Source organism: Methanomethylovorans sp., from assembly GCF_041447285.1.
Classification (GTDB): Archaea; Halobacteriota; Methanosarcinia; order Methanosarcinales; family Methanosarcinaceae; genus Methanomethylovorans.
Map to the genome: position 1 here is coordinate 51,351 of NZ_JBGMEB010000017.1, position 24,661 is coordinate 76,011.

Annotated in this window: 26 protein-coding genes and 1 tRNA gene; 12 read left to right on the forward strand and 15 right to left on the reverse strand. The window is 40.3% G+C overall.

Annotation, left to right across the window (positions count from 1 at the left end; all coding sequences use genetic code 11):
- Positions 1-68 precede the first annotated feature (68 nt).
- From ACC612_RS10555 to ACC612_RS10565, 3 genes are all read right to left on the reverse strand, one after another.
- Positions 69-473, reverse strand: coding sequence for a VOC family protein (locus tag ACC612_RS10555; protein WP_371854495.1), 405 nt, complete (start codon positions 471-473; stop codon positions 69-71).
- A 173-nt stretch (positions 474-646) separates the two neighbouring features.
- On the reverse strand, positions 647-2,347 hold the full coding sequence (locus ACC612_RS10560) for a SulP family inorganic anion transporter (protein WP_371854496.1): 1,701 nt from the start codon (positions 2,345-2,347) through the stop codon (positions 647-649).
- Between the two features lie 249 nt (positions 2,348-2,596).
- Complete coding sequence (locus ACC612_RS10565) at positions 2,597-2,863, reverse strand: DUF3303 domain-containing protein (RefSeq protein ID WP_371854497.1); 267 nt, start codon at positions 2,861-2,863, stop codon at positions 2,597-2,599.
- Between the two features lie 369 nt (positions 2,864-3,232).
- On the opposite strand from ACC612_RS10565, the gene ACC612_RS10570 reads away from it, so the two are divergent.
- The gene (locus ACC612_RS10570) at positions 3,233-3,955 is read left to right on the forward strand and encodes a flavodoxin family protein (RefSeq protein ID WP_371854498.1); all 723 of its coding nucleotides are present in this window, start codon (positions 3,233-3,235) and stop codon (positions 3,953-3,955) included.
- 26 nt (positions 3,956-3,981) lie between these two features.
- Here ACC612_RS10570 and nth read toward each other — a convergent pair whose 3' ends face one another.
- The 7 genes from nth to ACC612_RS10605 form a co-directional block, all read right to left on the reverse strand.
- Positions 3,982-4,635 (reverse strand): endonuclease III, encoded by a 654-nt coding sequence (gene nth, locus ACC612_RS10575; protein WP_371854499.1) that lies wholly within the window; start codon positions 4,633-4,635, stop codon positions 3,982-3,984.
- Between the two features lie 89 nt (positions 4,636-4,724).
- Positions 4,725-5,597 (reverse strand): thiamine pyrophosphate-dependent enzyme, encoded by an 873-nt coding sequence (locus tag ACC612_RS10580; protein ID WP_371854500.1) that lies wholly within the window; start codon positions 5,595-5,597, stop codon positions 4,725-4,727.
- Entirely contained in the window at positions 5,594-6,808 is a 1,215-nt protein-coding gene (gene porA / locus ACC612_RS10585; protein WP_371854501.1) for a pyruvate synthase subunit PorA, read from the reverse strand. Before porA ends, ACC612_RS10580 begins: the two co-directional genes overlap by 4 nt.
- Entirely contained in the window at positions 6,808-7,068 is a 261-nt protein-coding gene (porD, locus tag ACC612_RS10590) for a pyruvate synthase subunit PorD (protein ID WP_371854502.1), read from the reverse strand. Before porD ends, porA begins: the two co-directional genes overlap by 1 nt.
- Complete coding sequence (locus ACC612_RS10595; RefSeq protein ID WP_371854503.1) at positions 7,065-7,613, reverse strand: pyruvate ferredoxin oxidoreductase subunit gamma; 549 nt, start codon at positions 7,611-7,613, stop codon at positions 7,065-7,067. Before ACC612_RS10595 ends, porD begins: the two co-directional genes overlap by 4 nt.
- Before the next feature lie 203 nt (positions 7,614-7,816).
- Positions 7,817-8,806, reverse strand: coding sequence for a tRNA dihydrouridine synthase DusB (dusB, locus tag ACC612_RS10600; protein ID WP_371854504.1), 990 nt, complete (start codon positions 8,804-8,806; stop codon positions 7,817-7,819).
- Between the two features lie 106 nt (positions 8,807-8,912).
- Positions 8,913-9,350 (reverse strand): universal stress protein, encoded by a 438-nt coding sequence (locus ACC612_RS10605; protein WP_371854505.1) that lies wholly within the window; start codon positions 9,348-9,350, stop codon positions 8,913-8,915.
- Positions 9,351-9,590: 240 nt separating this feature from the next.
- Between ACC612_RS10605 and ACC612_RS10610 the strand changes: the two genes are divergently transcribed.
- From ACC612_RS10610 to ACC612_RS10635, 6 genes are all read left to right on the forward strand, one after another.
- The gene (locus ACC612_RS10610; protein ID WP_371854506.1) at positions 9,591-10,133 is read left to right on the forward strand and encodes an AAA family ATPase; all 543 of its coding nucleotides are present in this window, start codon (positions 9,591-9,593) and stop codon (positions 10,131-10,133) included.
- Entirely contained in the window at positions 10,130-10,588 is a 459-nt protein-coding gene (locus ACC612_RS10615) for an RNA-binding domain-containing protein (RefSeq protein WP_371854507.1), read from the forward strand. The genes ACC612_RS10610 and ACC612_RS10615 overlap by 4 nt, the downstream gene beginning before the upstream one ends.
- Entirely contained in the window at positions 10,585-11,358 is a 774-nt protein-coding gene (locus ACC612_RS10620) for a sugar phosphate isomerase/epimerase family protein (RefSeq protein WP_371854508.1), read from the forward strand. The genes ACC612_RS10615 and ACC612_RS10620 overlap by 4 nt, the downstream gene beginning before the upstream one ends.
- A gap of 160 nt (positions 11,359-11,518) precedes the next feature.
- Entirely contained in the window at positions 11,519-12,481 is a 963-nt protein-coding gene (locus ACC612_RS10625; RefSeq protein ID WP_371854509.1) for a hypothetical protein, read from the forward strand.
- Between the two features lie 240 nt (positions 12,482-12,721).
- Complete coding sequence (locus tag ACC612_RS10630) at positions 12,722-12,937, forward strand: hypothetical protein (protein WP_371854510.1); 216 nt, start codon at positions 12,722-12,724, stop codon at positions 12,935-12,937.
- On the forward strand, positions 12,924-14,339 hold the full coding sequence (locus ACC612_RS10635; RefSeq protein WP_371854511.1) for a hypothetical protein: 1,416 nt from the start codon (positions 12,924-12,926) through the stop codon (positions 14,337-14,339). Before ACC612_RS10630 ends, ACC612_RS10635 begins: the two co-directional genes overlap by 14 nt.
- Before the next feature lie 522 nt (positions 14,340-14,861).
- Here the strand turns inward: ACC612_RS10635 and ACC612_RS10640 are convergent.
- From ACC612_RS10640 to ACC612_RS10655, 4 genes are all read right to left on the reverse strand, one after another.
- On the reverse strand, positions 14,862-15,032 hold the full coding sequence (locus ACC612_RS10640; RefSeq protein ID WP_015325740.1) for a hypothetical protein: 171 nt from the start codon (positions 15,030-15,032) through the stop codon (positions 14,862-14,864).
- 123 nt (positions 15,033-15,155) lie between these two features.
- Positions 15,156-15,232: transfer RNA gene (locus tag ACC612_RS10645), tRNA-Lys, on the reverse strand.
- A 247-nt stretch (positions 15,233-15,479) separates the two neighbouring features.
- On the reverse strand, positions 15,480-17,303 hold the full coding sequence (locus ACC612_RS10650; protein WP_371854512.1) for an ATP-binding protein: 1,824 nt from the start codon (positions 17,301-17,303) through the stop codon (positions 15,480-15,482).
- Complete coding sequence (locus ACC612_RS10655) at positions 17,293-18,573, reverse strand: DNA double-strand break repair nuclease NurA (protein ID WP_371854513.1); 1,281 nt, start codon at positions 18,571-18,573, stop codon at positions 17,293-17,295. The genes ACC612_RS10650 and ACC612_RS10655 overlap by 11 nt, the downstream gene beginning before the upstream one ends.
- A 275-nt stretch (positions 18,574-18,848) precedes the next feature.
- Here ACC612_RS10655 and ACC612_RS10660 point away from each other — a divergent pair, with 275 nt between their 5' ends.
- The 3 genes from ACC612_RS10660 (at position 18,849) to ACC612_RS10670 (ending at position 22,291) form a co-directional block, all read left to right on the forward strand.
- Complete coding sequence (locus tag ACC612_RS10660) at positions 18,849-20,765, forward strand: sodium:solute symporter (RefSeq protein WP_371854514.1); 1,917 nt, start codon at positions 18,849-18,851, stop codon at positions 20,763-20,765.
- A gap of 90 nt (positions 20,766-20,855) precedes the next feature.
- A complete protein-coding gene (locus ACC612_RS10665; protein WP_371854515.1) occupies positions 20,856-21,176 on the forward strand; it encodes a hypothetical protein in 321 nt (106 codons plus the stop codon).
- Positions 21,177-21,262: 86 nt separating this feature from the next.
- Positions 21,263-22,291, forward strand: coding sequence for a methionine synthase (locus ACC612_RS10670; RefSeq protein ID WP_371854516.1), 1,029 nt, complete (start codon positions 21,263-21,265; stop codon positions 22,289-22,291).
- A gap of 8 nt (positions 22,292-22,299) precedes the next feature.
- On the opposite strand, the gene ACC612_RS10675 is transcribed toward ACC612_RS10670, so the two are convergent.
- Entirely contained in the window at positions 22,300-23,304 is a 1,005-nt protein-coding gene (locus tag ACC612_RS10675) for a stage II sporulation protein M (RefSeq protein ID WP_371854517.1), read from the reverse strand.
- Positions 23,305-23,400: 96 nt separating this feature from the next.
- Here ACC612_RS10675 and ACC612_RS10680 point away from each other — a divergent pair, with 96 nt between their 5' ends.
- Together ACC612_RS10680 and ACC612_RS10685 are read left to right on the forward strand one after the other, a co-directional pair.
- The gene (locus ACC612_RS10680; protein ID WP_371854518.1) at positions 23,401-24,144 is read left to right on the forward strand and encodes an RAD55 family ATPase; all 744 of its coding nucleotides are present in this window, start codon (positions 23,401-23,403) and stop codon (positions 24,142-24,144) included.
- A gap of 12 nt (positions 24,145-24,156) precedes the next feature.
- A complete protein-coding gene (locus ACC612_RS10685) occupies positions 24,157-24,660 on the forward strand; it encodes a hypothetical protein (RefSeq protein WP_371854519.1) in 504 nt (167 codons plus the stop codon).
- Position 24,661 lies beyond the last annotated feature (1 nt).

Genomic DNA, 24,661 nt, shown 5'->3' on the forward strand with positions numbered 1-24,661 from the left:
CTTTCATCCCACCGCTGCTTACAGCTTTAACGAATTCCACAGGATGCTGGATCAATTTTGCTGTTTCTTCAATAGATATCCCTTAATCTAAATAAGCGTTTTGCGACAACAGCCATGGACTCACCTATCTCTATAATATGTTTGTCAGGGTCGTATATTCGAACTACACGCTGCTGCCAATCATGTTTTTTGGGTTGGTGAACATATTCGATATCATCAAATTCCTTCAGATGCTCGATGAAGGCATCAAAGTCTTCCTCCTCAAAATAAAGTTCAAAATTGTGTGACCTCTTCATAACCGACTCTTTGTTTACTGATACGATGTCAGCAAAATTGAGCTGTATTGCAAACCCACCGCTGAATGTGACATTCCATCCAAGGTCTAATACGATTCTCTGACCCAGTACTTCTTCATAGAATCGTTTAGAAGCTTTCAGGTTGTCAACCGCAATTAAAGGGCATGTAAATTTCAATTTGTTAATCTCCTGGAACAAGCACTTGTTCAATTAATTCCCTTTATGCCAATTAAATATGTGTAATCTCTTAAAAGAAGAAATCAGAATATGATATTCATTAATCTTAAATTCAGAGTAATTAGAAATATTGAATAAGAAATCAACTGCAGAAATCTGCAGTTGGAATAATTTTATTTCAGTTCACACGCTACCTTTTCACTTCCACCCTGCTTTTTCACGTATTCCAGAGCTTCTTGTGTATGGTCGAATATAAGTACATGCCTTTTTTCCATCAATTCCATCAGATCTTCATCACTATTCATCCTTTTCATAACTTCAGGTTGTATTGATGTGATGTAGACTTTCTGGTTTCTCTTTTTGCTCATAGTTATGAAACTTCTAAGCCTTTCAAGGCCTGTAGTATCAATGAATGGCACATATCGCATGCGTAGAATTATGTGAGGCCTGCTAATGTTAATGTGCTCATTGATCTTGCTTTCGAAAACGTTCATAGCACCAAAGAAGAATGGTCCATTGAGAGTATATACTGCGACGTTCTTTTCAAGATACGGGTCGGCAAAGATGGTGGCGTTAATTCCCGTTGACTTATCGTAGTTTTCCATTGTCTGAATATCAATTATATTAGTGAGCCTTATGAAGAGCAGGATTATGGCCAGGAACATGCCCATCTGCACTGCGAACACTAGGTCTGTGAGCACGGTCAGGGCAAATGTGGCAACCAGCACTAAAGTATCCATTTTGCTGATATGCATGATGGTCTTGAATTCGGTGATGTTGATCATTCTGAGGGAGGTTAGGATCAGCACTCCTGCAAGGTAGGCTTTTGGGATGAATGCGGCTAGAGGGCCAAAGAAGAGGAGGATTGTTAACAATATGAGGGCATGGATTATTCCTGACATCTGTGTCTTTGCGCCTTCTCTTATATTCACAGCACTTCTTGCGATGGCGGCTGTACAGGGAATTCCAGAGAAGAATGGCAGTATCATATTTCCAAGCCCTTGTCCCATGAGTTCTCTGTTGCTATCATGCTTTGAGTTTGTCATACCGTCACAGACCACTGCACAAAGCAAAGCTTCGATGGTTCCCAAAAGTGCTATTGTAAGGGCAGCTGGCAATACAGTGAGTATCAGTTGGGGATTGAGATTTATCATCTGTATGCTGGGAAGGCCAGCAGGAATACTGCCAACAAGAGGGATGTCAATATTCATGCGGTATATTACTAACACTGACAGGACCAGTGCTACTATGGAGGCAGGAAGGCTGCTAAGATACTTTATTTTGGTCAGGATACCTGGCAGGTAAAGTAAAAGCACTATAGTAGCTGCACATATCAATAATGCATTTGTGTTAGAGGCACTTATATTTTCAATAATAGCAACAATTGTTTCCCATGCGTATTCTTTTGCAGGGATCACCATTCCTAAAGCGTTTGGTATCTGGCCTATCAATATGATAGCGCCGATACCGCTTGTGAATCCTGAGATCACTGGCAAAGGAATATATTTGACTACCTTACCCAGTTTGAACAATCCGAAGAGTATCTGAAAAATACCTGCAAGGAATCCTGCAAGTAGTAGTCCTTCCAATCCATAGCTATTCAGGGTGGCTAGGATGATCACAGTCATGGCACCAGTGGGTCCTGTTATGGAATATTTGGAACCACCAGTGGCAGAGACAAGCATTCCGGCTATCACGGCCGTATAAAGACCCATCACCGGCTCTACACCGGATGCGATAGCAAAAGCAATAGCAAGTGGCAGTGCCACGATAGCTGTAATAAAACCTGCTTTGAGGTCACTTAAAAACGATTCTTTGAAATACCCAGAAATTCCGGTTTTTACATCCATGTTATCTTGCTCGACGCGCGGCATTAATTATTCATCAAAAGGATGTAGACTAATTACCATATATTTATAATTTATCTATGATGAAAATCGGGTAGTGCCCTTACCGGAAGGCAAGGGAAGAGTACATACTGATAAAGGATTTGTTTGAAACATCAAACTTACAAAAAATACAAAAATCCTACGTATAGATGATCTTAAATAAAGTAAAAAATGATTAGACTGAAAATTCTGGTAAGGATCGTTGAATTATGTCAATATCCCACCCTTTACCACTCATAGTAATTTAGCAAAAAACTCCATAGATTTCTGAGTTTCCATCACAGGAATAGTCTCACAATTTATAATGTCTCTCCAGGGGAACGTAGCAGCCATATATGCTTCTGCGTTCTCGAGTTCGTACACCACAAATACCCTGCATGAAGATATATCAGACCATTCTGCAATTACGTTGTAGCCTTCAGGATATTTCCATTCCGCATAGCGCTTACCTAATTCCATGTCATCCTTTTTATCCCACGTCATTATGTCCATGAATAACATTTCTTTAACCCCCTTAGATTTAGATACGTTTCATCATAATATATACTATGTACTAGAAGTATTTACTTATTATTAGGAAAAACTTTTTTAATATATTGATTAAACAAGCTTTATTGAATAGTAACCCCAAAGTTAACTATTACAATTTGCTCTGTTTCTTAGGACTAAATCAAACACTTACAAATCAAAAAACATGACTGCTAGTAGAAATAGTTATATTTCTCTACGTAATTTTTATACGTAGGGGTATATTTTCAGTTTGGATCTGCTGAAAAGGCAGCTGACCTTCTTGTGGTTGGAAGAAACAATGAACATTGTTTTCCATTTTTACCCTTGAAAGAATAGTCAAGGTACATAGGAGTAAAGAATATGAAAGTTTTAGCTATTAACTCAAGTCCCAAAATGGAAAAGGGCAATACAGCTATGATATTGACCCCATTCCTTGATGGGATGAAAGAAGCAGGGGCAGATGTAGACCTCTTCTATACAAGAAAGCTCAATATCAATCCCTGCACAGGAGAATTTAATTGTTGGTTCAAAACACCGGGGGAGTGTTATCAGGATGATGATATGCAAATGCTATATCCCGAGATAAAGGAGGCAGATATGTTCGTGTTTGCTTCACCGCTATATTCCGACGGGATCAACGGTCCTATGAAGAACTTCATTGATAGGACGATTTCAGTACTTGATCCTTTCATGGAGTTGCGTGCTGATCGCTGTCGTCATCCTCGTCGTGGGGTTTCGAAAGACCGCAAGATGGTATTGGTTTCAAATTGTGGTTTCTGGGAGATGGAAAATTTTGATCCCCTGCTTGCTCACATGCAGGCCATTTGCGAAAATGCATCATTTGAGTTTGCTGGGGCACTGCTGCGTCCGCATGGTGAAATTATGCCGATTATGATACAGATGGGCTTACACATAGATGATATCTTCGAGGCTGCAAAAGATGCAGGCCGCCAGCTAGTAAACGAAGGCAAGATATCACAGAATACTCTTGACATCATAAGCCGTCAACTTCTGCCACGCGATATGTTTATTCAAAACTATAATCAGTACTGCAAGCAAATTCTGGATTCATTAGGAAAATAAGTAATACATACTTATTTCTCTTCTTTTTACTCTCTGCTCGACGGACACAATTCTTTTACCACACATTCGCTGCATTTTGGATTCCGGGCTATGCATACATTGCGCCCGTGCAGGATCAGGGTCATAGAAAGTGTTTCCAGATCCTCTCTTTTTGCTATCTTCATGAGGTCTTTCTCTATCTTTTCAGGCTCTTCATTTTGAGTAAAACCCAAACGGTTTGAGAGCCTTTTAACATGCGTATCCACTGCAATGCCTTCTATCTTTCCAAAAGCTCTGGAAAGCACGATATTGGCAGTTTTCCTTCCAACTCCGGGAAGTTGCAGCAAACCCTCCATTGTATCGGGGACCTTGCCTTCAAAATCTGCAAGCATGATTCGAGCACTTTCAATGATGTGCTTTGCTTTCTGATGGTAGAATCCAGTGGAATAGATTTCTTTTCCAAATTCTGATACATCTGCAGAAGCATAATCTTCAAGAGTACGATACTTTTTGAAAAGTGATTGAGTTACCTGGTTCACCTGCCGATCCGTGCACTGGGCTGATAGGATAGTTGCTATCAGCAGTTCCAAAGGCGAACTAAAGTGCAGAGCTGGAGCAGCATCAGGATATCTTTCCTTGAGAAGTGCAAAAATCTGCTCGAAATTGTGAGTGTTGTCTGGAACCTTTTCCTTAGAATTCATGCAGGTAGATAGCAACTGCTAGTTCTTATCACTTTTTTTGAAAAAAATAAAGGGGGGAAAATAGAGTAAAAAGAAATAACTAAGGGCTCTCAAAGCCCGTAGTACTCGATGTTCTTGTCAGCAATGGCCTGTATCTTGGCTATCTCTTCAGCACCGCCTTCCTTGCTAAACAAGTGCTTAAAACGGCTCTGCATTTTAAGATAGTCTTCTACAGGTGCGGCTTTACCAATCTTTCTTACCTTGGTGATCTCTCCGTTCTCCATTTCGAACAGAGGCCACAGACCGGTCTTAACAGCCATCTGGGCAACTTCTACGGTTTTAGAAGTATCGAATCCCCAACCTGTTGTACAGGGGGCATGGCAGTGTATATATGTTGGACCTGGTGTTTCTGTGGCTTTCTTCACCTTGTTGATCATGTCCTTACCATATCCCAGGGATGTGGTTGCCACGTATGGAGAACCATGTGCTGCAATAATAGCAGGCATGTTCTTTTTAGGTCTCTGGTTACCAAAGGAAACCTTTCCGGCGGGACTTGTTGTGGTTGAAGCGTCAAATGGTGTTCCACTGCTTCTCTGAACTCCTGTGTTCATGTAGGCTTCATTATCCACACAGACATAGGTAAAGTCATGCCCTCTCTCAAAAGCTCCTGAAATGGCCTGCAGACCAATATCCATGGTAGCACCGTCACCACCAATGGCTATGATCCTTGTATTGCCCTTCTTTCCCATAGCTATCAATGCAGCTTCTATACCTGAAGCAACTGCAGCGGCATTCTCAAAAAGGGAATGTATCCAGGGTACGTTCCATGAGGTTTCAGGGAACGGAGTTGTCATAACCTCAAGACAACCTGTAGGACTGACAACTATGCAGTCCTCACCTGCACCCATAAGTGTGAATTTAGCAGCCATTGCATCACAGCAGCCTGCGCATCCCCTGTGTCCTGAAACTAAAAGCTGTTTCATATTAGTTCCTCCCTCACATCAGTGAACTGGCTTTCTACCTTGATACCAGATTTTATTACATCCTGAGCTTCAGATATTATTTTCTCTATCGTGCTCGTGCGTATATCACGACCCCCGTGACCTATCATATAGCCCACAACAGGTACATGGTTCTTGGTGTTGTAAAGGCAGGACTTGGTTTCTGTAAACAGTGCTCCTTCATTAAGTCCAAGTGAGATATTCTTGTCAAGGACAACAACAACCTTTGCATCCTTTATAGCGTTCCTTATGGCTTCTGCCGGGAATGGCCTGAAGGATCTGACTTTCAGCAAACCTACCTTTACACCGTTTTGCCTTAGCTTGTCAATAGTATCCTTGATGGTGCCCACGATTGAACCCATTGCCATGAGAATGATGTCTGCATCTTCAGTTTGGTACTCATCGATAAGGCCACCATAGTATCTGCCGAAAACATCGTAGAACTCATTGGCTGCATCCTCTATCTTCTTCAGAGCATTTTCCATAGCCTTCTGTTGGAGATACCTGAATTCAGTGTAGTAATTTGGATCAGCCATCATACCAAAACTCAAAGGTTTCTTTGGATCAAGTGTGTTCAAGGCCTCATATGAGGATAGATACTCATCAGTAAGTTCCTGTTCTAATAACACCACTGGTTCATAAACATGAGATAGAATGAATCCATCCATACATACCATGGCTGGCATGAGTACATCCTTGTCCTCAGCTATTTTGAATGCCTGCGCAGTCATATCAGATGCTTCCTGAAGGTTCTCAGCATATAGTTGTATCCAGCCGGTATCTCTTTGGGATATGGCATCCTGATGATCATTCCATATGTTAATGGGTGCACTGACAGCCCTGTTGGCGACCGTCATAACGATGGGGAGCCTCATACCTGCTACATTAAACAGAACTTCATGCATTAGCTCAAGACCCTGTGAGGTCGTGGCGGAATAACTCCTTGCACCGACAGCTGAAGAGCCCACAAGTGCAGAAAGTGCTGAGAATTCAGATTCTACATTTATGTATTCACAGTTTGGTATCTCTCCATCAGCGATGAATTTTGAAAGATCTTCTACTATATGGGTCTGAGGGGTAATTGGATAAGCGGATATCACATTTGGCCTGCACACCTTTACAGCATGTGCCACAGCATATGAGCCCTCAACGACAACCATTTCATCCATTTTTATATCTCCTTTTGGTGTCATTATTTCTCCTCCAGCACCATGCTTATAGCAGTCTTTGGACATTCGTTGGCGCATATACCGCATCCTTTACAGTAATCATAGTTGAACTGGAAATATCCATCCTCTTTTGGCAAAACGGCCATATCCGGACATAAGAGTTCACATAATTTGCATTTGATACACTTATCATAATCATAAACAGGTCTGTAGGTTCTCCAACCACCTGTTTTGTTAGCTAGGCTGGTGCCAGGTTGACAGACTCCTCCTACTGGTATTGTCATGCTTTAGCCTCCTTCATCATATCGTATGCCTGCTGGATGGCTTCAGCGTTCCTGTCTCCTACTTTACCAGGGAATCTTTCTTTTACAGCTTTCTTAATGGATTCAGGCCTAATCTCCCCGGTAGCTCCTGCAAAGGCTCCCAGAAGCACTGTATTGACTATTGGTCTGCCAATTACGTCCAATGCTATCTTTGTAGCATTGACAGTCACAACTTTAGCCTTAGTGTTGAGTTTGAAGTGTGATGGGTCAAAGTCACTGTTTATAATAATCATGCCATCATCTTTCAGACCACCTGCAACATCAACTACTTCTATGAGGGTTGGATCCTGTACTATTACGTAGTCAGGCTCGTATATCTGGCTTCTGAGTCTTATTTGCTCGTCATTTATCCTTGTGAATGCCTGTACAGGTGCTCCTCTTCTTTCAACTCCGAAAGCTGGGAACGCCTGGCTGAATTTACCATCAGCAAAGGCTGCAACGGCTAAGAGCTCGGCAGCAGTGACCGAACCTTGGCCTCCCCGACCGTGTATTCGTATCTCTTTCATCTGGGATTCTCCACAACATTAGAACAATTATCATCGGCACAACTTTGTTGCTTGTTGTTTGGTTCCTTATGTCCCTGCCGAATGATGGATAAATTTGATCTGCATTATTCACAACTGTGTATAGATGCAACTTTAGACCGTGTTGCTTATGAAACGTCTGATAGTTATAAAGCCTTTCGGTTTGAATCACTTATAAAACTGTATCAGTTTCCATGAATAACACTGTTTGAACTCTTATCAGGGAACTGCATACAAAGACTTTCCATAAGCTGGAGTATAGAGTTTTTATCACGCGCTTTTGAGATCCCTTGGCGTATATGCCGTCCGCCTTTAATTCCCCGTGTGAACCATTGTGCATGCATTCTTACATCAACATATTCTTGTAGCCCATACAGTTCAAGCAGCTTCACATATTCTTTAAAATCTGCAAGTCGTTGAGCACATTCATCTGTATTTATTTGCTCCCCGCTATGAAGAAAGTGTGATATCTCCATAAAAACATATGGATTCCCCATAGCAGCTCTACCTATCATCAAACCGTCACATCCTGTATACTCTAGAATGCGTTTAGCAGAAAAACCATCATCAATGTCACCATTTGCGATTACAGGTATTGAAAGTTCATTTTTGATGTTTCTCGCATATTCATGCTCAGCTTTTCCTGCATATTGCTGTGCTTGTGTTCTTCCATGGACAGTAACCGCACTAGCTCCGGCTTCTTCTATTATCCTAGCTATATCAAGTGTTTTTCTCATGTCATGAAGAACTCTCATTTTAGCTGTGACGGGCACACTTACTTTTCCACAGACACTGGAGATTATGTCTCTTATCTTTTCTGGAAACCCCAGTAGTGCTGAACCAGAACCATCTTTAACAAGCACGTTAGCAGGGCATCCAAAATTGATGTCGATAATATCAGGTGCGTATTTCTCTTCTATAATGTTTGCTGCAGGTGCTATAGTACTTGCAGAATTTCCAAAGAGCTGGATAGCAAAAGGTTTCTCTTCCTCACAACTAATACCCCTGCTTGTTGTTCTTGTATTCTCATATAGCACTGCATCGGCACTGATCATCTCAGAGCATGTAAGTGCAGCACCGTACTTTTTGCAGAGCATCCTGAATGCCGGATTCGTTACATCTGCCATGGGTGCCAGGAACAAATTTCCGTGTATCTTTACATTTCCTATCTTCATTTTTCAGGTTACCCCGCAAAAAAGAGTTTTTTAACCCGCTATTTGTAATATGATATAAAAAAGAATGCTTTGAAAAAAAGAAAATTATTGGGTGTAATATAATATGTTAGCGGGCGATCAGCACTTCGACATTTGAACCCCTTACAACTTTATCTGACACGCCACCGATCAGGAATCTCTTCACACCGCTCTTTCCAAACCTACCCATCACTATCAGATCAACGGCATTGTTCTGTGAGAATTGAATTATCTCGTCTGCCGGATTGCCCGATAGTACCTTTTTCTCTACGTCAATACCATTTTTCTTTGCAAGCTCTTCCACGTGGTCGATGGCTTTTTCACCATCTGACTTGATATGTTCCTCTCTAACCTTGGCCAGCCCTCCTCCTTTGGCCACAGGTGCTTGTATCTGAGGAACAACATGTACTGCGTAGAGTTTTGCTTCCATGGATTTGGCTATTTCAACAGCCGTTATTACAGCCTTTTCGGTGTTCTCAGAACCATCTGTAGCAATCATAACTTTCTTTATGATTGTACTCTTCATTGTCATACCCCCATTTCAGTCAGCAATTTGAATCATTTTCAAAAAGTGTCTAAAAACACAAACTTGATCTGCAATCTTATCAGCAAACAGTTGCCAAAAACCCTACAATGAAAGTGTGTTGTTACACTTATATATAGGTTAGTTCCCAAAGACATTTTATTTGGAATGTATAGTATTTATAACATCAATGAATTTGTGATTCACATTTCATAAAGGTCAATAAACAACAGCAGGTTGCGTATGAAGAAAATTTTAGCTTTTGTAGGGATGCCGGCTTCAGGCAAATCAGCGGCTGCATCGATTCTGGGAGAATCAGGTATCAAAGTTATCAATATGGGCGATGTGATCCGTGAAGAAGTTGTACGCAGAGGGCTTGAGCCTACTGACATTAATGTGGGCGGAGTTGGCACTGATCTGCGCAAAAAAGAGGGCAAGAATATCGTAGCCAAAAGGTGTATTCCAAAGATACAAGCCGCAGATTCTGAATTTCTTGTTGTGGATGGAGTGCGTAGCCTTGCAGAGATCAATTGTTTCAAGCAGGCATTTGGTTCTGATTTCACTTTGGTAACAATAGATGCACCTCTTGAGATAAGGTTCGCAAGGGTCCAGGCTAGAAAAAGAAGTGATGATATGACTGATATCAATGCCTTGCGTGTCAGGGACGAGCGTGAACTTGGCTGGGGTATGGGTGAAGCAATAGCTGCTGCTGATATTGTTATCGAGAATATGGGAACACTTGATGAATTCAGAAAAAAAGTGCTTAATGTGGTGGGTCAGGTATGATAGAGGTAAGAGTTTCAGCCAGAGTCAACCCTACTGAAACTGAGGAGAAAGTAAGGACAGCGGTTCAAAGCATTTTCCCTATGATGGATATCGCTTATAATGCAGCTGATGATACTGGGTTGTATGGAACTGTTGAAGGTACTACTGGTCTTGAAGGACTCCGTCATCTTCATTCCCTGCTGCGGGAAGAGGAAATTATAGATACTGCACGTACTCAGTTAGAGGTAGGTATAAGGGAAGATGAGCCTTCCACATCTTTCAGGATAAGCAAATTCGTGGCTTTTGTTGGCCGCCTGAATTTCCCTGCAGATGAAGAACCACTGGGTTCGATACATGTGACAATGAGTGCAGGCTCATCTTTTGAGCTTCACCGTCTTATAGAATGGCTTGCTCCTCCTACTGAAAAAGGTAAGATACTTTTTGAACCGGATATGGAGGACGTGGAAAGTACATGAAAGTAAGAAATCTGAGTTTTTCCTCGAGAGTAGAGCCAGGTCACTCTTTTATGTGGGTCTACCAGCTTGAAGACTTGGGATATACAGGCTGGGAAATCGTCCAGGAAGGCTACCAGACACTGCATAACGGAAATCTTGGCAAGGTAAGGGAAATCCGTGATACAACTGATTTAAAGATCACAATTCATTTGCCTTTTTCAGATATGAATCTGGCAGGTCTTAATGATGGGATACGTAACGAGGCTTTAAGGCAAATGCACCGCTGCCTTGAACTTGGAAGCGAGATCGTGGAACTGGCGGTAGTTCATCCCGGTTACTTGTCTCCGTATGGTGCACAGATGCCTGAAAAAGCCTGGCAGACCCATATAGAGTCCATCCAGAATGTATGTGACACAGCTGCGGAGTACGGTATAACCATAGCTGTGGAGAATATGCCTGAAATGCCCAAAATATTTGGTAAATATCCAGATGAAATGCTCAGGACCCTTGAGGAAGTGAACAGGGATAATGTGGGTATGACTTTGGATGTAGGCCATGCGAACACAGTGGGAGTTGTGGATGAGTTTCTGGAAAAGTGTAAGGATCAGATTCTGCACATGCATATTCATGACAACCACGGAAAATCAGATGAACATCTGCCACTGGGGAGAGGAACCGTTCAGTGGAAAAAGGTCATGGAAAGCCTTGAAGGCTATAACGGCAGGCTTGTAACTGAAATGGCCAGCCTGGAAGAAGGTGCGGAGTGCATTGAGTTCTTGCAGCAACTTTAAAAATTCAAAAAATAGCTCTTATTCGAACTTTAAATTGAGAAAAGCCTATTTTAAAGAATGATTTTCCATTTCTACGCTTAATTATTTCATTTTTAGTGACGATCAAATAGATACCTATTTATATCAGCAAATTAAACTCTCCTATGGGAGTAATTGGGCTATGTCTAGTGAGAATCATAGTTTGTCAAAAAATACTGAAAATTCTTTCCCAACAGTTCAAGTTGAGATTCGTAGAATTAGGTATTTTTTGGAATTTGAAAATCCTGCTTTTCTAAAAGTTCGTGAAGAAATTACGTTGTATTATCCAGAAAAAGCATCATCTCCCGAGTTTATTCCATATATTGCTTATGAAGTACACGGTAGAAGGGCAGGTTTGCATTTTTATGACGATGAAGGTAATATCTTAGAATTCGTTTCGTTTGAATCAGATGATCTCAAAGATCTCAGAGAAAAACTGATCGAAAAATCTGATTTTTCTCCAGCAGATGTAGTTCAGATTAATTTCAAAAATCCTTTTAAAATGGGGACTTATAGGACAATTTTTGTAGAGTATATTTATGCTAATTCTCAATCTAATATCAAAATAACACAGTTCCTATATAGAAAATCAGAAGGGGCAAATACGTATATTTTTATAAAACATTGTGATAATTATATTCTTCATATTGCTCATGACGAAGAAATGGAATTGGAATGTGTCGAGGAGTCTAAATTCTGTGAACTGTTTTCGACTTATTCTCATGGTAATGGAGACTACTATATTGAAATAAAACACAAAAGTCCAAAGTGGCTTTCAAGATGGTATAACGTAGGAGGTTTTTTTTCAACAGTAGTAGCGTTATCTATCCCATTTTCATATCACTATAATCGCATTTCTATTGACTCTAACACAGTTTTAGCATCAGTTTCAATTTCATTCTTGTTAATTATTAAGGGGTGGTTGTTTCAAAATAAAATGGATGCTCATTTGAGAATTTATGATAAAATGTATTTGATGGTTATTATCGTTTTATTATCCGAAATAATATTGATGAAGTTAGATTATATTGTATATAATATTACAAGTTTGCATTTACCTATGTATTTATATAATTTGTTATTATATTACTATCTTGTCTATTAGTCCGAAGTATTTAATAACTAGAACATTGTATGAAGGGTTTGATATGAAGAAGGAGAATCAAATTCTAGTATTGCCTATTAAAGCGGCTTCAAGGGTTAAAATGTTTGCCAATGACAACGAAGCTAAGGTTAATGATGAACAGAAGAGTTCTAACTCTTCTCAAACCAGTTCAATACTTAGCTTTTGTAAAAGAAATAAATAGTCATCATAGCCTTTCCGTAAGACTATGGAGGGATTAGATTGTCAGATGCAAATAAAAAACCTCTCTATACATGGATAGATATTGAGATCTCATCTAATTTACTGCATGATAGTTCTCATCAAAATTTAGATTCTATTCTCGATGAAATCCATGCTACAGTTTTGGAGAATTATAAAAAGACTTATAAATGGCAGCAGAAATATTCACTGAATATATCTGATAAGTTCATGGAGTCTTTTTATGAAGGGCAATGAGTTTGTTAAACATATTAGTAATGTGGCGTATGGTTCCACTCTTAAGGTCGTTTCACGAATAAATTCTGTGAATTGTAAAGAATGGGAAGCCGAGAAACAGTTGTTTGAGGGAAATTCTAAGCTTCTAAAATCTCAAAAAGCTGTTCGTTTCTATGTGGAAGATAAGAATCCTTCTTATAATTTGCATCATTATCACATTGGGCATATTGATTTTCGTCCGAAAATGGAAAGCATATGTGATGCATACCTTCCTGTACCTCCCCAAAACAATTTTTACGTAACATGTAAAAAGAGCTTTAAAAGTGACGATCCGTTCAATCCTACTATTTTAACAGTTCCTTATAAAACACCTAATCCGAAGTTATCACTTTGCTCTCCGCCTACGATTTGGATTTTATTGAGAATTCTTTCTAGTGAATTAAGTAAAGAATACATTTCTATGCGTGAGATTTTAGATAGTTTGCCACAAGGATCTACTTTGTCTCCTATTAGTAGTGATTCTTATCGTGATTTATGTATAAAGCATAAGCTATCCCCATACTTTTATATTGGTACAAGAATGAAAAAATTCTATGAAACAATTGAAAAGGAAATAGAGTCAAGAAATAATGATTATTTGTTACAATCGCTTTATGATTCTTTGAGAAACTATTCTGGAGATTCAGAATCATTCATAATGAATTCAGATTTACTTTACTCATACATTGAATCGGAAATTCCTGTATTTTTAACTTTTAAAGCGGAAGACCTCGGAGAAGAATTGAATTATAATGGTGAACCTGTAGATGAATATCATTCGGTTGTCGCAATAGGTCATACTTTAGATGATAATGGTAATGTTCCTGAGTTTATAATACACGATGTTAGTTATTCTCCATTTGTAAAAATAAGCAGAAATTTCATTGATGAGAAGTTAGTGGATGCAATGGTAGTTTTACCAGAAGACATTATGATAAGATTTGAACACTTAATGTCCCACAATTTTTCTAGTGAGCTATTTGGTAAGATCGTAAAACAGATTCTTCCTCTATTTAGTTCAGAAGAAATTGATATACTTTTTTCAAGTGGAAAAATTCAAATCAGACCATTTCTTATGAGCTCTCAAAGGATTAAATTTTGGTTTACAAATAAATATATATATGAAAATGATGTATGTGATTTGTATTCTAAAGCTGATTTTCCTAAATATGTTTGGTTTTTTGAACTGAGAAATCCAGAGTTATCTGATAATTACAAATGTTCGGGGCATTTTGTTTTTGATGCTACTATGGACAGTTCTTTCAAAAGCCTTGTTCTGGTAAATTTACCCACATTTAGGCTTTGGTATCGAAATGGTAGAATTTATTCCCGATCTTTTGATGAACCTTCGTTCTCATCATTAAAAATATTTAGAAGCCCTTAATTATGTATCTATAAGAGTTAGTTTCTCTAGATAATGTTATCCTCTAGGATAAATTCCTGTTTATGTTTTCGCTTAAAAGATAAATTGTTTTATACATGTGCAAATACTAATTGTGGATATACTTTTTTGGAAGATTTTCCTCAATTTTTAATTTAGACTGTTGGTGATAAAAGAGAAATGATCATCTTACAAATTTTGGCTCTGTAGAAATCCTCTCTTTTTGAGGGACTAATCAAATTAACATTTTTGAACAATGTGTCGGCATCTATCGTTCCAAAACAGGCATTTCAGGCCAATGATGCTGATTTTTATAGGATTTCTACAAGCCTCAAGATGCACTTTTATATGGCCCCTTTCATTAACTACTTACAATTGAAACTAACTTCTGTAATCCCTATTTGATTATTATTTTAGGAAGTCCTCTTTATAAATTCAATGGCTAGCTCAGAGTAAGTATTTAGTTTGGATCTATATTACAAATGGTTATTCAATAAAACCATGTGATGGCATCACATTTATTCTTTATTCTTTAACCCTTCCGTGCCTTTTGTCTATTTCATCCATCATGTCCAGCATCTTACGGATAGCTGTCCTGATAGCGTCTGACTGGTTAACGAATTTCTTGTCATCCCCTACATGCTTGTTCAGGTCATCCAGCAGTTCCTGGGGGATCTCCACGCTTACTTTTGGCATTAGGTTCACCTTCTGAATACACAGAGTTCATAGGATTTATGTGTTTCAAAGATTTCAATGGAAGGCAAAATATGAACAATATTAGAAAAAAAGTCAAAAATAGATCAAAACAGTAATATAGATTGGCGAGCCGGAAGGGAGTTGAACCCCTGGCCTACGGATTAAGAGTCCGTCGCTCTGCCTGGCTAAGCTACCGGCCCATCTTGTTTACTGACGTGATCCCTCCATACGTATTATCCTGATATATAGGTTTCGGTATTCTCTCTTTGAAACAGATTCCTTATTTTTCAGCTGAGTATGTTTTCTGAAGTGCGGAGATTCAGTTGCAAAAAAGTTGAATATGTTTGAATTAGTTTCAAACCATGTTTTGTAATACAATCTTGTTTTGCATATCAGGGTCAGAACTAACACGTGGTGCTTTTCCTGACCCATTTTTTGAAAGCATAATCATAAATGCTTTACTACACAGCTCTGCAGCCCCATGATTTCAACCATGTCACTGTTGTCAGGGCTATGCACAATCATCTGTCCCTTCTTCAGGTATGGTATACGCTTTTCATACTCTTTTTTAACCTTGAGTGCTCCGATAGCAGCATCATTTGTCAAATTGAGGATGATACGCGTGTTTATCTGCTTGAACACAGTGTCATCAATATCCTGGGGGTCCTGAGTAATGAGGCACAATCCCAGTCCTTCTTTCCTTCCCTGACGTGCAGCATCTGCAAACTTGGATACGATCCTCCTGCTATGTTCTCCCGTGGTTCTGGCAAGATACCTGTGGGCTTCGTCAAGAGCCAGGATAATGGGAGTCTCCTTAACGGCAGCTTCTCCAGGTGTGTTAAGTTTAGTACTTAACTTGTTATCCACTATTATTGTCATCAAAGTGAGAGTTATCAGATCGCGTATGCGCATGTTACTGATATATTCAGTGGGAAACACACTCACCTGTCCGGGTTTTATTATCTCTTCCAACATCTGGTCTATAGGCCTTGCAGGCTGGTCAAACACTCTGCTAAGAGCCTTGTCCCTTACTCTTCGTACAATACCATCGTAGGAAGCTTCGTGGATCTTGCCGCTCTCCACATAGTTACCCCTGGTCAGATCGTCGCTGACATGTTCCAAAAAGCGAATATAAGTGTGCTCTCCTGCCTTTTTGAAGAAGTCATCAAGCAGTAATTCTACTCCCTGGTACTGGAGCTCGGTCATACCCACAGGTGCCATGAGCCAGGAATTGTTCCTAACCATCTCAAAAGGTATAGTAAATTCCATTTGCTGTGCCCGTGAACGTCCGTTGTATGACTGTCCATCAACCTTTGCCATGAAAGTCCGGGTATTAACACATCCTCCGAAATCTACTTTCTCGGACCTGAACCTGAATTCATCATCCTGTGTAAGTTCAGGGTTGTCCTCAAACATCTGGGAATACTCATCCTGAGGGTCAAGTATCACAAGGCAGGGATTCTTCTTGGAACCAGTGCCTCTTACATTGTAGCGGTTCTCAGATGCTATGAACTGCCTGAGGATATTCTTTGTGAGGAATGTTTTACCAGTTCCGGTACTACCACATACCAGCATGTGTCTGAAAACCAGAGGATCGCCCATAGAATAGTCATTGCGCAGGTAATATGGCACAGTAGGAGGCACTGCATGAGTCTTCACTACTTCTCCTCCAACGCTCAGATGCCCTATGAAGATTCCTTCTTTGGGAATGTTAAGCCCAGTCTGTATCTTCATCTTGTCTTTAACAGGCATTATAGGAGTGTTAGGTCGCGGTATCCTGTCGCTCATGCGCCGGGCCAGACAATTGCCTCTGGGATAAAGGATACATATAGGATCAAGATAAGCCAGGAACTTGTAATCCACTTCATCTGTAGTGTTGGATCTGAGCATTCTGCGGGAATGTATCTCAGTGGCATCATCAACTGCAAACTCCTGCTTGTACTGCATTTTCCATATTCGTGCGAAAAGATCTTCCTCTCCGTAGGGCACGATCACATACGTCCCCAAGCGCACATCCTTTCTTTTTTCCGTGTTAATGTAGCCAGTGATAGTTGCTCCGGATTCTGTTATCTCAAGAGGTTCTATACCTGTAGTAATGATACCAAATGCTTCATCGGTGTTGACTTGTACATCTGAACTTCTCTCTGCCGGGACCTCATAATTTTCGAAACTAAATTTTTCCTCAAAAGTTGTTTCCACAGTCCTTACAGTAATTTCGGTTTCTTTGTCGCCTGAAGTCACATAAGCAAGTATATCTTTATCAATCCTCATCATGCTCACCCCATCTGGTCTCATTATAGGTGGTATCCACACGGGAGTACCTGAACCTGTCTATTATTTGCTTTCTTTCTGATACCTGTATCTTTGCAATGGAGTCTGCTTTCTTCAATGTACCGGGTATCTCGCTTACTGCAATGTCATAAAGCACCTTTCTCGTAATGATATCCCTCATCTCTTCGTCCTGAGTAAGCCCGTATGGAGCTTCTATCTTAAAGAGCAAGTTCTTTGAAGGAATGTACACCACGAAAAATGTAAGTGAATAGTATTCGTGTGGATATTTCACCCTGAGTTTTTCCTTAACCAGGGGTGATGTGGTTCCAAGCATTCTTTCATAGAACTGGTTAGGTTGCATGAACCAGTTAGTGTAAGTTATATAGCGGTTGTATCTGTTATTTTCTTCCCAATGCCGTGGCGAAGAAAGCAGATTCTTGAAGAACTGTGCATCCATTACCCAGGGTAAGTCTTTCATACCCTCTTTTCTCAGGGTCTGCATTATCTGCATGTCTTCTGGATTTTTCACAAAACCAATAAAAGGAAGCTTTCTGTCAATATGATGGTCTACGATGTCAATATAGTTTTGAAGTATTTGCTCGGTATGAGGATCATAAAGCAGCTTTACATCATCAGATTCCACTACCATCCAGTACATGAGATGCTTTGGATAGATTGGTCCGTCCATGATAAAAAAGCCCCGAGGGTCCAGTTCATCCTTCAACCACAGAATGTGTTCGGATTCTGAAAGGTACAGGGCTATATCATGAACTATCCTGTCTATCCTTTTGTCCAGCAGATCTGGAGGGATGCGGATTATCTTGCAACGGCTTGCTCCCTGATCAATTATTTCCCAATCTTCTGTGGTATCTATATGCACGCTGTAACCACGCGAATAGGTAGCAGCAACTATTGTTCTTCTATTATGAAGCTCTAAGTCAGTAGGTGTAGATGCCATAGCGCAGTGGCAGAAATCCACGTAGAGGCCGTTATCAAAGGATCGAGTAGTTGTACTTCCACTGTCACATGAATAGGTTACAGGAAATGGGTCCGGGCTCTGTGACATCTTTTCTATGTCCACTTTTCCTCTTTTGAGTCTTCCAATGGCCTTAAGTACGATCTTACCATCGTGTTTCAACTCCTTGAGCCTTTCCAGAATATCCATGACCCCCTCAGCTTCATCTTTTTCCGTATCACCAGGTTTGAGACATTTGTCAATACGGTCAGCAAGCTCAGATATAGCTTTTATATGGACCGGTTCAAGAGTCATGCACTACAATTAGTGCTGATGAGACATATATATTTAGGATTATGAAGTTGGGGAACTTCAATATGTCTATGCAAAAATAAATTCGCAGTCTAATCATAAATCAATTAAACTTGTTTTATTGTAAACCGGATTTTTTTGAAAGACTTAAATATAACTCGAGAGAAAAATGCCTACAATAAACCTCTGATCAATCAATAAAACGTTAAATACAAGGAAAGATCAGAAGGATAAGTAAATTATACTAGATAAAATTAAAACGAGGTAAGGTAGTAATTATGGATTCATATGGTCTGTTTATGCTGTTGCTTGCGGCCTATATTCTCATACTGGTCGCTATTGGCTGGTATTTCACGAAGAAGCAGAAATCTGTGACAGATTTCTGGCTTGCAGGGCGTAGAATAAGTTTTGTTGCAATAGGCTGCTCAGCAGCTGCGTCGTGGATGACTGCCGGAGGAATTCTTGCAGTTGTTGGTCTTTATATGTTGTTAGGTATGGGTTCTATCTGGAGTTTCGTGGCCCCTAACATCCTTGCCTTGATATTGATAGCATTACTAGTAGGTAAAATAAAGCATCTGCCTGCAATCACTCAACCAGAGCTGCTTGAACAAAGGTACAGCGGTTCCATACGCGGCCCTGTGGCTCTTATCATCGCTGTTGTAATGATCCTTTTCGCAGTTGCGGATATCAAGGGTTTTGCTATGGTCCTTGAGATATTTTTTGGATTGCCTCCTGTATATGCTGCAGCCATAGTGGCATTGGCCGTTTCTGTGTATGTGACCCTTGGAGGTCTTTCTGCCGTTATATGGACCGATGTGATCCAATTCGTATTCCTTGCAACTTTCGCTCTGGGAATGGCTATTGCTATAACAGGTTCAGCAACTTCTGTTGATGTAGCTTCACCTATAACCTCTTCTGAGCTTTTCTCTGATGTACCGGAAGGATGGTGGAATCCATTCAGTGTTGGTATAGTTGCAGTTATAGTAGCTATCTTTGCCATCATTCCTGGTTGGATCACAGAACAGGATCCTTGGCAAAGGGTATGGGCTGCCAAGGATGAAAAATCAGCAAGGAATGGTATGATACTAGGTTCATTCCTTATCTTCATCGTGTTCGGTGTGGCTTGTACGATTATGGCTATCGGACTAAACCATGTGTATCCTGATATTCCTGCATCGTTCGCAGAAATAGGTATGGGTGCAATGGCTCAGGCAGAACCTGCACTTCTGGTTTACATCTTTGAGCATTTCTCACCTATGTTGATAGGTCTGGCAGGTATAGGTCTGGCAGCAGCTGCAATGTCGTCTACGGACACTTTCGCAACTTCAGGTGGTTCATGCCTCTCTCGTGATATTTATCAGAGATACATAAAACCCGATGCAACCATGAAGGAAATGCTTGCAATCAACAGGTTGAGCGTACTAATAATTGTCGCAGGTGCGACCATCGGGTCCTTCTACATTGATGGTATCCTTGATGCCATTCACATAGCTACTTTTATCGCCAGTTCGGCATATTTCTTCCCGTTGATGGGAGGACTTTACTGGAAGAGGGCTACGAAGGAGGGTGCTCTTGCAGGCCTGATAGTAGGTTTCATTGCTCAGGTAGCTCTTACTGCAGTTGATCTTGCCAACACTCCTGCTTTTGCTCCAGCTTATCTGGATTCTTTACATCCTGTGCTATCTAACCATGGGGTCATATTGGGAATGGCTCTTAGTGGTATTGCTTTCTTTGGCGTTTCTTTAGCCACAAAGCCATCAGAAACAGTTAACCTTGCTCCATTCTTCAAGGAAGCTGCAAAAGAGCTTGAAGAAAAGATCGTTGTAGATGAGGCAGACCCAGAATACAAGAAGATGCTTAAGGCCATGACAGAAGAAATCACAGGTGACCGAGCTCATTTACATCTAAGTCTAGAAGCTTCTGCCACGGTCAATTGGAATAAATTTGTTAAGGATATCACTAGTAAATTCCATGAATGGGTTACCCCAACAGGTGTAGATTCAGTGTACAGGTTGACCAAGTCTGACATGCTTGCCTGTATTACTATTACCCGTGGAACTAACGAGAACGAGATATGGTTCTCATGTGAACCAAGAGTGGATAATATTGGTCAAAGCCGTAAGGAAATGTTTGTAGCATTCGGTGAAGCCTCAAAAACTTTGAAAGGAATGGGTGTCTTACTCACCCTTCCTTAATTTTGTTTAACTCTTTTTGTTTTTATAATTTTTACTAAATTTATACGTAAGTATTTTAACCAATGATGTATACATTAGATTGGTGATAGCGTGGAGGAACGCATCAGACATCCCATTTCTGAATTAGAAGTCGATGAAAAGGAGAAAGACCGCATACAGAAGATAATGGAGGATTTCGAAAAACTTTCTCCCTCGGAAAAGTTGGATGTATTGCAATTGCAGAACATTATGCTTGAGACCGTAGCAAGACATAATGAAAAATACGGTATCCCCAAGCGCACTGTACATGTTGAACGACCATTAAGTGAAATTGTTGCTCACATGTCCAAGGTCTCTATAGATTATTCACAGAACTGTGTAGATTATTATGTTGAACACGTTGCTAAGAAGGGAAGATTAAGGCAGGAATAACTTGTCCTGCTCTTTTTAGCGATTTAAATCCTCTATACTCTTTTTGTTCCAAAACTTATATCTTGTTGATGTTTCAATTCTTAATTATGAATAATGTTATTCTTGATGACATTGGTAGTTATCCGCTTCCTGCGGGTGTATCAAAGGAATGGATACAAAAAGCGTTCTCAAACTATTATGATCGCGAAAAACTATTCCCGCTGATCAATGCTGCATTCCAGCAGAAGATTGATGCAGGAGTTGAAGCTCCTACTTATCCTCAATACCAGGATATGACCGAGCAATTTCTTTCAATAATCAAGGACCCGGATAGTACAGACGAGCCTTTCAGGGTCAAAGAAAGAGATGCAAAGATAGTAGAGTTGGAGGCTATTCAGCCAGCGGCTTATGAATACATGCAATCCCATGGTGGGAAACCGAATACAAGAATATGTATCACAGGCCCTCTGGAATTATATCTGAGAGAATTTGGTGGAACTGAGTACACTGATATCTTATATCTATTCGCAGAAAATGTTGACCTTTTTGTGAAAAACTCTATTGAAAACTCAGGATACCTGAATGTGAGTGTAGTTTCCATAGATGAGCCAAGTATTGGCATCAATCCACAGGTAATGTTTGATGACGATACTTTAATAGAAGCTCTTAAAATTGCTTCAAAATCAGCTCACAAAAAAGGCATTGATGTGCAGATTCACCTGCATTCTCCACTGCACTATAAGATTGCTTGTGCCACTTCCCAGGTCAATGTGATAGGGGTGGAATCAGCAGGTCATCCCTCATACCTGGATCTTATTGACAAGAAAGTACTGGAAGATTCAGATTCTTTCCTAAGAGTGGGTGTTGCGAGGACAGACATTTCAAATCTCGTTTCTGTGCTTAATGACAAATATAACACAAATGTCTGGAGAGATGCTGTTCGCCTTAAAGAGATCGCCACTGAGCTTGAAACTCCAGAAGTTATCAGGAAAAGATTTGAGAAAGCCTATTCTATGTTTGGTGAAAGGGTAAAATACGTAGGTCCTGATTGTGGTCTTGGATCATGGCCCTCTCAGGAAATAGCTTTCCAGTTGCTTCAAAACGTGACAGAAGGTGTGAAGAGCGCTAGTATGTGATCTGGCGCTCAGATCAGTAAATCTCCTAGAAAATTTGCTACTTCTTGGGCTATGGTGGGCGTGATGTTTGTTTCTATCCAGGCAGCTACCCAGAGAAACGTCAGCATGATGCTAACCATAGCCCACAGATACCGGGATCTGATATATGCTGAAGCAATGTCGTTTATACTCCTCATATCCCTTTCAAGTTTTTCGATTTCATCACCTAATAGCAGTTTATCTTCCAATATTTTGCCTGAATACATTCTGGCAAACCTGTATCCAATAGCGTCAGCTATGATTATTATGGGTAGCTCTATTATTCCATGAGGTAAGATATGAGCCAGGAAATATGCTATAGAAAAGAGCATTCCAGGTACAATCCCCTGTGATCCTGTGAAGTCATATAAAGATAGGGCACCGTTGAAAACAAAGAAAGAGAGTGTTATTCCAAGTAACATCCCATTCATTGTTAGTGTTATGACGGGAATCAGATATGGAATAACATAAGCCAGTAGTCTGAAGTTTTCCTTACTATAGTTAGCGCGTTTCCAGATAGAGCCCGCTTTTTCGGAATTATCCTGCGCCTTTAGCCTGGATACGTCCGGGTCTAGTTTTTGGAGTATGTCCTTTATAACTAAAGTAAGAAGCTGGAACAGTTTTTCCAATTTCACTGATAGGGTAGTGTATTTTTTGTTCCGCGCACGTAGCTTAAGTTCAGCGACAGAAATATTCTGGATGTAGGACAATATCCCAGGTCCTATAGAAGTCGTTACGACAGCAAGCGAATTGAAGAGGAAGATGGACCATATGAGATCCAGGTGCTTTGCTGCAGAGTCTACTTTCTGCATGGCCATGGAAGTGGTAGATGTTATGGCCATATCCACGGATTCTGAGGAAGATGATACCAAACTCAGGATATAGAAAAGCATGCTTAAAAAGCATGAAATGAGCACAGCTATTGTGAATAGTTTTACAGACCAGCAGACTTCCCGCTTGGTGATATGAAAATTATTCTCTTTTCTATTCTCCATTATACTCTCAGTTTTTTAAGCAAGTCTCATGGACGTGTACCTTATATATAAGTTTATTATTATATTAGTATATTCCATCAAAGATGAGGATTAAGGATGAGAATACAAACTGGAATTGAAGGTTTTGATGAACTTGTCCAGGGAGGGCTGCTCTCTGAGAGGGTTTATCTTGTAAGTGGTCCCCCTGGAAGCGGTAAAACTACATTCTGTGTGCAATTCCTTGCACATGGGGCAGCACTCGGTGAAGTAGGTCTGTACGTAACTTTACTGGAAAGTCCTCAGAACATCATTGATGACATGTCCAATTATTCAATGAATGTAATCCCGCTTATAAAGATGAGAAAGCTTTTGTTCGCGGACCTAGGCCCAAGAATGGAATATGGGTACATGGATGAACTCAATGAGTTTGTGTCTCCCCAATATGAGGTTAGCAGAACTTCAATTGAAAGTGAGGCTCCATCTCCTGCAATGGTATTCAAGGAAATAGCTGCCTATGTGGCAGAATATGGTGTAAAAAGGTTAGTGTTGGATTCTGTATCTGCAATTCGTTTTACTACAAAGGATCTGTCTTTGCAGGAAAAGGAAATGACACGTTTCATAAGAAACATCAAGAAACTTGGGTGTACTACCATATTGATAGGAGAACTAACGGATCCAACTGCTTATTCAACAGAGCAGTTCGCAGCTCATGGTGTGATCTTCATGCATAATTTCCTCTATGATAAGAGCATGACCCGTGCTATCCAAATTATTAAAATGAGAGGAACAAAGCATGATTGTAACATGCGTACAGTGCAGTTCACTGATAAGGGTCTGAAGATAGAAGGATATCTGGAATAATGGATTGATCTAATGGTCAAGATCTTTAAGAAAAAGGAAACTAAAAGAGAACTCACCGAAACCCAGCAACAGTCACTCATAAAAAGTTCCTATGAGCTGGGTTTTGAGGTAGGGTACCATAAACATTCGGAGATCGGATGGGTAAAGGAGAGGTTTAACTCACTTTACGAGTTTGCATCTCAGGGTGACATGGGGAAGTCTGTCAAGGACAATTATGACACTGGGAAGTCTGAGGGCTCCAGAGCCAGAGATCGTGACATGAATGCAGGTCTCTCCAGAAAAAGTCTGGAGAAAGAAAAGCCATCATCCTTATCCTCACAGGTGCTGCTTCCTCAATCTCACACTGCCTCAGGTATAGATAATGCCTTCAGAAAAAGGGAAACTTTCCAGGGAGGATCTCCAGCTCCTTTAGAAAGGCCTCAGCTTACGGATCTCCCCGAGAACACCTCGCTTACAAAAGCAGTGGAAAGACCATCCATGTTGGATGGTTTCAAACGTCTCTCCCCAAAGAAGTAAA

Excerpts from the sequence above, each read along its gene's own strand:
- ACC612_RS10680 (WP_371854518.1), top strand. The coding sequence starts at position 23,401 with ATGAGAATACAAACTGGAATTGAAGGTTTTGATGAACTTGTCCAGGGA.
- ACC612_RS10580 (WP_371854500.1), bottom strand. The coding sequence starts at position 5,597 with ATGAAACAGCTTTTAGTTTCAGGACACAGGGGATGCGCAGGCTGCTGT.
- ACC612_RS10670 (WP_371854516.1), top strand. The coding sequence starts at position 21,263 with ATGAATAATGTTATTCTTGATGACATTGGTAGTTATCCGCTTCCTGCG.
- ACC612_RS10640 (WP_015325740.1), bottom strand. The coding sequence starts at position 15,032 with ATGCCAAAAGTAAGCGTGGAGATCCCCCAGGAACTGCTGGATGACCTG.
- ACC612_RS10685 (WP_371854519.1), top strand. The coding sequence starts at position 24,157 with ATGGTCAAGATCTTTAAGAAAAAGGAAACTAAAAGAGAACTCACCGAA.
- porD (WP_371854502.1), bottom strand. The coding sequence starts at position 7,068 with ATGACAATACCAGTAGGAGGAGTCTGTCAACCTGGCACCAGCCTAGCT.
- ACC612_RS10610 (WP_371854506.1), top strand. The coding sequence starts at position 9,591 with ATGAAGAAAATTTTAGCTTTTGTAGGGATGCCGGCTTCAGGCAAATCA.
- ACC612_RS10650 (WP_371854512.1), bottom strand. The coding sequence starts at position 17,303 with ATGAGGATTGATAAAGATATACTTGCTTATGTGACTTCAGGCGACAAA.
- ACC612_RS10675 (WP_371854517.1), bottom strand. The coding sequence starts at position 23,304 with ATGGAGAATAGAAAAGAGAATAATTTTCATATCACCAAGCGGGAAGTC.
- ACC612_RS10655 (WP_371854513.1), bottom strand. The coding sequence starts at position 18,573 with ATGACTCTTGAACCGGTCCATATAAAAGCTATATCTGAGCTTGCTGAC.
- porA (WP_371854501.1), bottom strand. The coding sequence starts at position 6,808 with ATGACACCAAAAGGAGATATAAAAATGGATGAAATGGTTGTCGTTGAG.
- ACC612_RS10620 (WP_371854508.1), top strand. The coding sequence starts at position 10,585 with ATGAAAGTAAGAAATCTGAGTTTTTCCTCGAGAGTAGAGCCAGGTCAC.
- ACC612_RS10635 (WP_371854511.1), top strand. The coding sequence starts at position 12,924 with ATGAAGGGCAATGAGTTTGTTAAACATATTAGTAATGTGGCGTATGGT.
- ACC612_RS10615 (WP_371854507.1), top strand. The coding sequence starts at position 10,130 with ATGATAGAGGTAAGAGTTTCAGCCAGAGTCAACCCTACTGAAACTGAG.
- ACC612_RS10605 (WP_371854505.1), bottom strand. The coding sequence starts at position 9,350 with ATGAAGAGTACAATCATAAAGAAAGTTATGATTGCTACAGATGGTTCT.
- ACC612_RS10595 (WP_371854503.1), bottom strand. The coding sequence starts at position 7,613 with ATGAAAGAGATACGAATACACGGTCGGGGAGGCCAAGGTTCGGTCACT.
- nth (WP_371854499.1), bottom strand. The coding sequence starts at position 4,635 with ATGAATTCTAAGGAAAAGGTTCCAGACAACACTCACAATTTCGAGCAG.
- ACC612_RS10660 (WP_371854514.1), top strand. The coding sequence starts at position 18,849 with ATGGATTCATATGGTCTGTTTATGCTGTTGCTTGCGGCCTATATTCTC.
- ACC612_RS10560 (WP_371854496.1), bottom strand. The coding sequence starts at position 2,347 with ATGCCGCGCGTCGAGCAAGATAACATGGATGTAAAAACCGGAATTTCT.
- dusB (WP_371854504.1), bottom strand. The coding sequence starts at position 8,806 with ATGAAGATAGGAAATGTAAAGATACACGGAAATTTGTTCCTGGCACCC.
- ACC612_RS10565 (WP_371854497.1), bottom strand. The coding sequence starts at position 2,863 with ATGTTATTCATGGACATAATGACGTGGGATAAAAAGGATGACATGGAA.
- ACC612_RS10625 (WP_371854509.1), top strand. The coding sequence starts at position 11,519 with ATGTCTAGTGAGAATCATAGTTTGTCAAAAAATACTGAAAATTCTTTC.
- ACC612_RS10570 (WP_371854498.1), top strand. The coding sequence starts at position 3,233 with ATGAAAGTTTTAGCTATTAACTCAAGTCCCAAAATGGAAAAGGGCAAT.